Source organism: Streptomyces sp. NPDC005181, assembly GCF_040608395.1.
Classification (GTDB): Bacteria; Actinomycetota; Actinomycetes; order Streptomycetales; family Streptomycetaceae; genus Streptomyces.
On the sequence record NZ_JBEXID010000152.1, the window covers coordinates 1 to 9,763 of the forward strand.

The window sequence follows — 9,763 nt, forward strand, 5'->3', positions numbered from 1 at the left end:
AGCCGGCCCCCAGTGTGTTCCCCCCCCCCTGCGGGCGCCGGGGGCGCGCCCCGCCGCTCCACCCCCCGGCCCCCCCCCCCCCCCCCCGGGGGGGGCCCCCCCCCCCGGGCCCCCCCCGGACGCGCACAGCAGACAGTCCGTCGACGGACGGTTCATCGATAGACGGTCACTGACAGACGGTTCATCGACTCGGGGAGGACACACACCATGGGCGTCACGCTCGCCAAGGGAGGCAATGTCTCCCTCTCCAAGGCCGCACCCAACCTCACCCAGGTGCTCGTCGGCCTCGGCTGGGACGCACGATTCACCACCGGAGCCGACTTCGACCTCGACGCCAGCGCGCTGCTGTGCCAGTCGGGCCGGGTGCTGGGCGACGAGTGGTTCGTCTTCTACAACAACCTCACGAGCCCCGACGGCTCCGTGGAACACACGGGCGACAATCTCACCGGTGAGGGCGACGGCGACGACGAGTCGATCATCGTGAACCTCACACAGGTGCCCGCCCACTGCGACAAGATCGTTTTTCCGGTCTCGATCCATGAGGCCGACAACCGCGGGCAGACTTTCGGTCAGGTCAGCAATGCGTTCATCCGCGTGGTGAACCAGGCGGACGGCCAGGAACTCGCGCGGTACGACCTGAGCGAGGACGCCTCGACGGAGACCGCGATGATCTTCGGCGAGCTCTACCGGTACAACGGCGAGTGGAAGTTCCGTGCGGTGGGGCAGGGGTACGCGTCGGGGCTGCGAGGCATCGCTCTAGACTTCGGGGTCAACGTTTCGTAAAGCCGCGCACAGCGCGGGGTAGCCCCGTACACACCCGGGGGAGACCCGTACTTACACGATGAGGTAGCCAGTGCTTCTGAAAACCTTCGGCTGGTCGTTCGCGATTACCGCGCTCGGCCTGGTCGCAGCGGTGTTCTACGGGGGGTGGGAAGCCTTCGGCGTCGTCGCTATTCTTTCCGTCCTCGAGATCTCGCTGTCCTTCGACAACGCGGTGGTCAACGCCGGAATCCTGAAGAAGATGAGTGCCTTCTGGCAGAAGATCTTCCTCACGGTCGGTATCCTCATCGCGGTCTTCGGTATGCGGCTGGTCTTCCCCGTCGTGATCGTGGCCATCACTGCCAAGATCGGGCCCATCGAGGCGGTCGATCTTTCGTTCAGCCAGCCCGAGCGGTACCAGGAACTGGTCACGGACGCCCACCCGGCGATCGCCGCCTTCGGTGGCATGTTCCTTCTGATGATCTTCCTCGACTTCATTTTCGAGCAGCGTGACATCCAGTGGCTGCGCTGGATCGAGCGTCCGCTCGCCAAGCTCGGCAAGGTCGAGATGCTGTCGGTCTGCATCGCGCTCATCGTGCTGCTGGTCTCGGCCATGACCTTCGCGACCCAGGCGCACCAGCACGGCGGCGCGCACGCGAACAAGGCGGAGACCGTCCTGCTCGCGGGCGTCGCGGGTCTGATCACGTACCTCATCGTCGGCGGTCTCTCCAGCTACTTCGAGAACAAGCTCGAGGAAGAGGAGGAGCGCGAGCACGAGGCCGAGGAAGAGGCCAGGAAGACCGGCAAGAAGGTCTCCGCGGTGTTGCTCTCCGGCAAGGCCGCGTTCTTCATGTTCCTCTACCTCGAGGTCCTCGACGCATCCTTCTCGTTCGACGGTGTCATCGGCGCCTTCGCGATCACCAACGAGATCGTGCTGATGGCCCTCGGCCTCGGCATCGGCGCCATGTACGTCCGGTCGCTCACGGTCTACCTGGTCCGTCAGGGCACCCTGGACGACTACGTCTACCTGGAGCACGGCGCGCACTACGCCATCGGCGCGCTGTCCATCATCCTGCTCGTCACCATCCAGTACGAGATCAACGAGATCATCACCGGTCTCGTCGGCGTCGTGCTGATCGGCTGGTCCTTCTGGTCCTCGGTCCGGCGCAACAAGGCGCTGGCGGCCGGAGGCGGCGGCGACAACTGACAACTCGGGCTCCAAGGCGGAAGTCTCGTCCGGGGTGTGACCCGGTAGGGATTGAGGAACGCTCACAGCGGGGCGGTCCGTACGGCGACGGTTCTCCGGGGACACCCGGACCCGGCCCGGGGGCCGCCCCGCAGTGATGCGCGCGGGGCCGGGCAGTACCGAGACGTGTGGGGGTTGGGGATGGCGTTCTGGGACGGCCTGTGGCCGAGGCGCGAAGCGCAGTTCGAGTCGGGCAACGCGGCGACCAACTCCATCGTGCTCTCCAAGCGGCACGCCACGGTCTCGCTGACCAAACAGGGCGCGCTGACCGGCAACCTCCGGGTCAATCTCTCCTGGCGGATGCGCACGTCCGACATCGAGGGGCGATCGCGGCAGAGCGGGCGGCTGTTGCGGCCGTTCAAGCTCTTCCAGCCCGATGTGGTCCAGGCGCACACCCAGGGCGTGGTCAACGTCGACCTGGACCTGGGCTGCATGTACGAGCTGAAGGACGGCACCAAGGGCGTCGTGCAGCCGCTGGGCAACCTGATCGGCGACCTGAACGGGCCGCCGTACATCAGGCTCAGCGGGGACGACCGCTTCGGGGCGCCGTCGGGGGAGACCGTGTACGTCAACCTCGACCAGCGGGACCAGATCAAGCGGCTGCTGTTCTTCGTCTACATCTACGACCGGACGCCGGCGTTCGACCGTACGCACGCCAAGGTGACGCTCTACCCGGGCAACGGGCCGCGGATCGAGATCGAGCTCGACGAGAGGGCCCCGCAGGCCCGCTCGTGCGCCGTGTTCACCGTCGAGAACGTCAAGGACGAGCTGATCGTGCGGCGCGAGGTGAAATTCGTCTACGGCTTCCAGTCGGAGCTGGACCGGCTGTACGGCTGGGGGATGCAGTGGGGCCGAGGCTACAAGTCACGGGCCTGAGGCCGCCTGTCCTCGAGTCCCGGGCCTGAGACCGGGTGCCGGTCCTCGGACTCGGATCCGGCCCGCGGCGCCGGGCCGGTCAGGACCGGACGAACTGCGGGCCCTGCGGCGGCAGGACGAAATTCGGGTCCGGAGCGGGCGCCGCGGCCGCCGCGGGCTGCGGATAGCCGTAGGCGGGCTGTACGGAGGCCGGCTGCGGGTAGCCATAGGCCGGCTGGGGAGCCGGAGCGGGCGCTGCGACCGCTGTCGGCTGCGGATAGCCGTACGCGGGCTGCTGGTGCCGGACCGTGGCCTGCAGGTCGGGGCCGGGCGCCGGGGCGGGGGGAAACGCGGGGGCGGGCGGTGCGGCAGCCGGTCCGGTGACCGGCGCTGGAGCCGAGGCGGGCGAAGGGGCGGGTGACGGGGCCGGACCGGGCTCGGCCGCGGCCTCCGCCTCGTCGACCGAGATGCCGAATGCGGTCGCGAGGCCCACCAGACCCGTCGGGTAGCCCTGGCCGACCGCCCTGAATTTCCAGCCATCGCCGCGCCGGTAGAGCTCACCGCAGATGATCGCGGTCTCCTCGCCGGTCTCCGGCCGCACATCGAACACGGCGAGCGGATCCTCGCCCGCCGACGCCGCGTCGTACAGCAGGATGCGCAGATCGCGGACCTGCTGGAAGGCGGTGCCGTCCGAGGACGCGGCGATGACCACCTGGTCGACCGAGGGGTCGAGCGCGCCGAGGTCGGCCTCGATGGTGTCGGTCAGCCCCTCGGCGACACTGCGCTTCGGCAGTCGTCGTACCAGGCCGGAGGGGTGCCGTGGCTGGTTGTAGAAGACGAAGTCCTCGTCGGAGCGCACACGGCCACCGGTGCCGAGAAGCAGGGCCGAGGCGTCCACATCGGGGACCCCTGCGCCGGGGGTCCAGCGCAGTACGGCCCGTACGGCCGCGGCATCGAGGGGGACGTTCGAGCCCTTCAGCATCGCGTGCGTCATGGCGGTCATCCTGCCTGCTGGCTGCCCGCGCAGACAACGCGGGGGTCGCAACCCATGTCTCGGCAGTGCGTCGGAACCACGCCCTCCGCGCCCTGTGGAACCGTCGGGAAATGGACGAGTTACCCGAAATTCATGCACGCAGGGAACTGTCGACACCAGTCCGTACGTACTATTACCGGCCATACGTTGTCCGGCCGGTCAGGCAGTACGGGGGAATCACATGCGTCATTTCGGGCACATCTCGCCCGCTGCGCGGAAGGGCCTGTTCCATCGGGAGCCGAGCGAATTCGGCGCGGGCTCGCCCGCCCGCATGCTTTCGACTGCCCTGGGCGCCACCCTCTACTCCCCGGCCACCCGGCCGCGGCTCGCGGACGACATCATCAAACAGGCCGGGCGCGGTGTCGTCTCGATGGTGCTGTGCCTGGAGGATTCGATCGACGACTCCGAGGTGACGGCGGCCGAGGAGAACCTGGTCAGGCAGTTCGCCGACCTCGAGGCGCGCGGCGTGGAGGTGCCGCTGCTCTTCATCCGGGTCCGTGAGCCGGAGCAGATCACGGACCTGGTGAACCGGCTCGGCAGCTCCGCCCAAATGTTGTCCGGTTTTGTACTTCCGAAGTTCACGGAAGAGCGTGGTGTGCCGTTCATGGAGGCACTCACCAAGGCCGAGGCGGCCAGGAACCGGCGGCTCTTCGCGATGCCTGTCCTCGAATCCCCGGAGCTGCTGCATATCGAGTCCCGCAGCGAGACGCTGCAGGGAATCGCCCGTACCGTCGACAGGTACCGGGACCGGGTGCTCGCGCTGCGGCTCGGGGTCACCGACTTCTGCTCGGCGTACGGACTGCGCAGGGCGCCCGACATGACGGCGTACGACGTGCAGCTCGTCGCCGCGGTCATCGCCGACGTGGTCAATGTGCTGGGCCGGTCGGACGGCACCGGCTTCACCATCACCGGCCCGGTGTGGGAGTACTTCAGGCTCCAGGAGCGCATGTTCAAGCCGCAACTGCGCCGCAGCCCCTTCCTGGAGGGGCGGGCCGAGGAGCTGCGCACGACACTGATCGAGCACGACCTGGACGGGCTGCTTCGGGAGATCGAGCTCGACCGGGCCAACGGGCTGCTCGGCAAGACGTGCATCCACCCGTCGCACGTCGCGCCCGTGCACGCACTGTCCGTGGTCAGTCACGAGGAGTTCAGCGATGCACAGGACATCCTGCGACCGGAGCGGGGAGGCGGTGGCGTCATGCGTTCCGCGTACACGAACAAGATGAACGAAGTGAAGCCCCACCGGGCCTGGGCCGAGCGCACGCTGCTGCGGGCCGAGGCCTTCGGTGTGGCGAAGGAAGACGTCGGGTTCGTGGATCTGCTGGCCGCGGGCCTCGCGGAATGAGCGCGTCCCGATGAGCGAGCGCGCAGCAAGGAAAGAGAAGGCGAACGTGGTGTGGTCGGGTAGCTGGGTGGCGGAGCGACTGGGCGTCGAGCTCGTCGGCAACGGGGCGCCCGGAGGCGACAGGGAGCTGCGGGAGCTGCTGGGTCTCGCCCTGCGCCGCAACCCCAAGCGGGCCCATCTGCTCGTCTCCAATGTGCTGGGCAAGCATGTGCCGCAGAGCCCGTCCGTGGTCTACGGGGCGGGGTTCGAGCTCGGCCTGCGGGTCCGCGAGCTCCTCGGGGAAGCGCTGGCGCGCCGGTCGGTGGTCCTCGGGTACGCGGAGACCGCCACCGGCCTCGGCCACGCGGTCGCCGACGGGCTGGGCGTGGCGCGGTACCTTCACTCGACGCGCCGCCCGGTCGAGGGCGTGGCCCGGGCGGGCGGTTTCGAGGAGTCGCACTCGCACGCGACCTCGCATCTGCTGCTCCCGGAGAACCCGGCGCTGTTCGGGGCCGGCGGCGAGGGCGAGCGGGCCGGAGAGCCGCTCGTGCTGGTGGACGACGAGTTCTCCACGGGCAACACCGTGCTCAACACGATCCGCGCCCTGCACGAGCTCTACCCGCGCGACCGGTACGTCATCGTGGCCCTGGTGGACATGCGGTCGCCGGCCGACCGCGGACGCCTGACCGAGTTCGCCGCGGAGATCGGCGCACGCGTCGACCTGGTGGCGAGAGGAACGGGCACGGTCCGCCTCCCGGACGGCGTCCTGGAGAAGGGGCAGGCGCTGGTCACCGCCCATGAGCGGGCCGCCGAGGCAAGCGAGGGCGGGGACGGCGCCGGCGCGGCAGCCGGGGCCGGATCGTCTCCGGGGCGAGAGGCCGACAGCCCCTGCACCCGAGTGGAGCTGCGGTGGCCGGCCGGGGTGCCCGACGGCGGCCGGCACGGCTTCACCCCCGCACACCGCGCAACCCTGGAATCGGCCCTTCCCGCCATGGCCGCCCGCATCGCCGACGCCCTGGGCAGCGACGCCCGCCGCGTACTGATCCTCGGCTTCGAGGAGCTGATGTACGCACCGCTTCGGCTCGGCACGGCCCTGGAGGACCACACCGACGCCGAGGTGCGGTACTCGACCACCACACGTTCCCCGGTCCTCGCCGTCGACGACCCCGGCTACGCGATACGCAGCCGTCTGGTCTTCCCGGCCCACGACAACCCGGCCGACGGCCCCGGCGACCGCTTCGCCTACAACGTCGCAGGCGCCGGCTTCGACGCCGTGGTGGTGGTCGTCGACTCCGCGGCCGACACCCCGGAGCTGCACGCCCCCGGCGGCCTGCTGGCGGAGCTCGCCGCGCACACCGCCCACGTCCTGCTGGCCGTCGTCCCCTCGTACGTACCGCCGTACGCCCCCTCACCCGCCCCCGAACGGCAGGAACCCCCCATGCTGCCCGAGCCCCTTCGCGGCCCCGCCTTCTCCTCCTATGCGCCGGACGACGTCGGCTGGCTGCTCCAGGACCTCTCGGACACCGAGCTGGAGGCGCCCACCGAGGAGCGCGAGGAGGCGATACAGAGTGGTGGCGCGCACTACGCCGAATCGCTGCCCGTCGAATACCAGCCGTCCGCCGAGTACCAGGACCTGTTCAAGGCAGCCCTGGACCTCTCGGCCGCCCGCATCGCGCGGGCCGTGGGCACCGTCACCGAGACGGTTCTCGCCGAGCGCAGCCCCCGTCCCGTTCTCGTCTCCCTCGCCCGGGCCGGAACCCCGGTCGGTGTGCTGATGCGCCGCTGGGCGCAGCACCGGCACGGACTCGATCTTCCGCACTACGCCGTCTCCATCGTGCGCGGGCGGGGCATCGACGCCAACGCCCTGCGCTGGCTGGCCGCCCACCACAATCCGGCGGACGTCGTCTTCGTCGACGGCTGGACCGGCAAGGGGGCGATCACCCGTGAACTGTCGGCGGCGCTCGCCCGGTTCGAGGGCTTCGATCCCGAGATAGCGGTCCTGGCCGACCCGGGCGGCTGTGTCCGCACCTACGGCACCCGCGAGGACTTCCTCATACCGTCCGCCTGTCTCAACTCCACCGTGTCCGGACTGATTTCGCGTACGGTGCTCCGTTCCGATCTGGTCGGCCCGCATGACTTCCACGGCGCGAAGTTCTACCGGGAGCTGGCGGACGCCGATGTGTCCGGCCACTTCCTCGACACCGTCGCCGCGAACTTCGACGAGGTCGTCGACGCAGTGGACGCCGAGGTCAAGGAGCTGCTCGCCGCCGACCGAGCCCCGACCTGGGACGGCTGGGCGGCCGTCGAGCGCATCAGCGAGGAGTACGGCATCCACGATGTGAACCTGGTCAAGCCGGGCGTCGGCGAGACCACTCGCGTACTGCTGCGACGTGTCCCGTGGAAGATCCTCGCCAAGCGCGGCGCCGGCGCCGACCTCGAGCACATCCGGCTGCTGGCCGAGCAGCGCGGGGTGCCGGTCGAAGAGGTCGACGAACTCCCCTACACCTGCGTCGGACTGATCCACCCGAAGTACACCCGGGGCGCGACGGGAGCGGACGGCAAGGCGGTGGCGTCACAGTGACCACCCCGAGCTCCGTGACCATCCCGGCTCCCACGGCCGCCCCGGCCCCCAGGGCTGCCCCGACCGCCCCGGCCGGCCCCGTGACGCTGGTCGCCAGCGATCTCGACCGCACCCTCATCTATTCGACGGCGGCGCTCCAGCTCGCCATGCCGGACGCCGAAGCCCCCCGGCTGCTCTGCGTCGAGGTGTACGGGCACAAGCCGCTCTCCTATCTCACGGAGACGGCCGCCGCACTCCTCGACGAGCTGGCCCGCACCACGGTCTTCGTGCCCACGACCACCCGCACCCGCGAGCAGTACCACCGCATCAGGCTCCCCGGCCCCGCACCGAAGTTCGCCATCTGTGCCAACGGGGGACAGCTCCTGGTCGACGGGGTGTCCGACCCCGGCTGGCAGGCGCAGGTGGCCCGCCGGCTCGCCGACGAATGCGCCTCGCTCGCCGAAGTCCGCGCCCACCTCGTCGCCGCTGCGGACCCTGCCTGGCTCCTCAAGGAACGGGTCGCCGAGGACCTCTTCGCCTATCTCGTCGTCGAACGCTCGCTGCTGCCCGCAGGCTGGGTGAGGGAGCTGGCCGAGTGGGCCGAACCCCGCGGCTGGACCGTCTCCCTCCAGGGCCGCAAGATCTACGCCGTTCCCATGCCGCTCACCAAGAGCGCCGCGATGAACGAAGTCGCCCGCCGCGCCGGCGCCACACTCACCCTTGCTGCCGGTGACTCGCTCCTCGACGCCGATCTGCTCCTCGCCGCCGACCGCGCCTGGCGCCCCGGCCACGGCGAACTCGCCGACACCGGCTGGAGCGCCCCGCACATCGACGTACTGACGGAGAACGGCGTGATGGCGGGCGAGGAGATCCTCCGGCGTTTCCTTCAGGCTTCCGTCCCGCAGCAGGGTCTCCGACAGGGAACAGTGGTACCTGAGGCCATGACCGGTCCGTCCAGCGGGTGACCAGCGTGCCGGGCAGGTGACCGCCTGCCCGGCAGGCACAGAGGGAGTGCGCGATGAGCAAGGGAAACGAAATCAAGATCACGGACGAGCTGTACGCGTACATGCTGGCGCACAACCCGCCGCTCGATGCGGTACAGCGTCAACTCGTCGAGACCACGTACGCGCGCTTTCCCGAACAGGCGGGGATGCAGTCCGCCGAGGAGCAGGGCCCGCTGCTCGCCTTCCTCGTACGGCTGACGGGCGCCCGGCACATCGTCGAGGTCGGGACGTTCACCGGGTTCTCGGCCCTCGCGATGGCGCAGGCACTGCCCGCCGACGGACGGCTGATCGCCTGCGACATCTCGGAGGACTGGACCGCCCACGGCCGCGAGGCGTGGGAGAAGGCGGGCGTCGCCGACCGGATCGAGCTGCGCATCGCCCCCGCGCTCGACACCCTGGGAGCGATGCCGTCCGAGCCGCACATCGATCTGGCCTATCTGGACGCGGACAAGGGCAACTACATCCCGTACTGGGAAGAACTGGTGCCCCGGATGCGTCAGGGCGGCCTGATCGTCACCGACAATGTGCTGTTCCACGGCGGTGTGACCGACCCGCGGGCGACCGGCGGAGCGGCGGCGATCAAGGAGTTCAACGAGCATGTGGCGGCCGATCCGCGGATGGACAGCGTGATGCTCACCGTGGCGGACGGACTGACCCTCTCCCGTAAGCGGTAGCGACCGCCCGCCCGGCCGGGGTCAGCCGCAGCAGCCCCCACCGCAGCAGCCGCCGCCACCGCCACCCGACGGGGCGGCGGGCGCGGACTTGGCGGACGCGCCGCCCACGGCCACGGTGGAGAGCAGCTTCACCGTGTCCTCGTGCCCGGCGGGGCAGGAGGCAGGGGCCGACGACTCGGCCATCGGACGGCTGAGTTCGAACGTGTCTCCGCAGGACCTGAGTTCCACAGTTGGCGGTGCCGACTAGGGCACGAATATGTAGGTTGACCTGCGGATATGCCTGTGGGCACGCCGAAGTGGCGTGTCAC

At 69.9% G+C, this 9,763-nt stretch carries 8 protein-coding genes and 1 pseudogene; 7 read left to right on the plus strand and 2 right to left on the minus strand.

Going from position 1 to position 9,763, the window contains the following annotated elements; all coding sequences use genetic code 11:
• Nucleotides 1–207: 207 nt before the first annotated feature.
• The 3 genes and pseudogenes from ABZV38_RS38045 (at nucleotide 208) to ABZV38_RS38055 (ending at nucleotide 2,881) form a co-directional block, all read left to right on the plus strand.
• Nucleotides 208–783 carry a TerD family protein gene (locus ABZV38_RS38045; protein ID WP_356333238.1) on the plus strand — a complete coding sequence of 192 codons (576 nt, stop codon included), beginning with the start codon at nucleotides 208–210 and terminating at the stop codon, nucleotides 781–783.
• Nucleotides 784–853: 70 nt separating this feature from the next.
• Nucleotides 854–2,006, plus strand: a pseudogene (locus tag ABZV38_RS38050) (DUF475 domain-containing protein).
• A 140-nt stretch (nucleotides 2,007–2,146) separates the two neighbouring features.
• On the plus strand, nucleotides 2,147–2,881 hold the full coding sequence (locus ABZV38_RS38055) for a Tellurium resistance (protein ID WP_356333240.1): 735 nt from the start codon (nucleotides 2,147–2,149) through the stop codon (nucleotides 2,879–2,881).
• A 79-nt stretch (nucleotides 2,882–2,960) separates the two neighbouring features.
• Here ABZV38_RS38055 and ABZV38_RS38060 read toward each other — a convergent pair whose 3' ends face one another.
• Entirely contained in the window at nucleotides 2,961–3,854 is an 894-nt protein-coding gene (locus ABZV38_RS38060) for a TerD family protein (RefSeq protein WP_356333243.1), read from the minus strand.
• Nucleotides 3,855–4,074: 220 nt separating this feature from the next.
• Between ABZV38_RS38060 and ABZV38_RS38065 the strand changes: the two genes are divergently transcribed.
• Genes ABZV38_RS38065 through ABZV38_RS38080 form a run of 4 tightly spaced genes read left to right on the plus strand, consistent with a single transcriptional unit; the run spans nucleotide 4,075 to nucleotide 9,455 of the window.
• Nucleotides 4,075–5,238 carry an HpcH/HpaI aldolase/citrate lyase family protein gene (locus ABZV38_RS38065; protein ID WP_356333245.1) on the plus strand — a complete coding sequence of 388 codons (1,164 nt, stop codon included), beginning with the start codon at nucleotides 4,075–4,077 and terminating at the stop codon, nucleotides 5,236–5,238.
• A 10-nt stretch (nucleotides 5,239–5,248) separates the two neighbouring features.
• A complete protein-coding gene (locus ABZV38_RS38070) occupies nucleotides 5,249–7,798 on the plus strand; it encodes a phosphoribosyltransferase (RefSeq protein WP_356333247.1) in 2,550 nt (849 codons plus the stop codon).
• Nucleotides 7,799–7,818: 20 nt separating this feature from the next.
• On the plus strand, nucleotides 7,819–8,742 hold the full coding sequence (locus ABZV38_RS38075; RefSeq protein WP_356333253.1) for an HAD family hydrolase: 924 nt from the start codon (nucleotides 7,819–7,821) through the stop codon (nucleotides 8,740–8,742).
• 53 nt (nucleotides 8,743–8,795) lie between these two features.
• Nucleotides 8,796–9,455, plus strand: coding sequence for a class I SAM-dependent methyltransferase (locus ABZV38_RS38080; RefSeq protein ID WP_356333249.1), 660 nt, complete (start codon nucleotides 8,796–8,798; stop codon nucleotides 9,453–9,455).
• Nucleotides 9,456–9,476: 21 nt separating this feature from the next.
• Here the strand turns inward: ABZV38_RS38080 and ABZV38_RS38085 are convergent, their stop codons facing one another.
• A complete protein-coding gene (locus ABZV38_RS38085) occupies nucleotides 9,477–9,683 on the minus strand; it encodes an FmdB family zinc ribbon protein (RefSeq protein WP_356333251.1) in 207 nt (68 codons plus the stop codon).
• Nucleotides 9,684–9,763 lie beyond the last annotated feature (80 nt).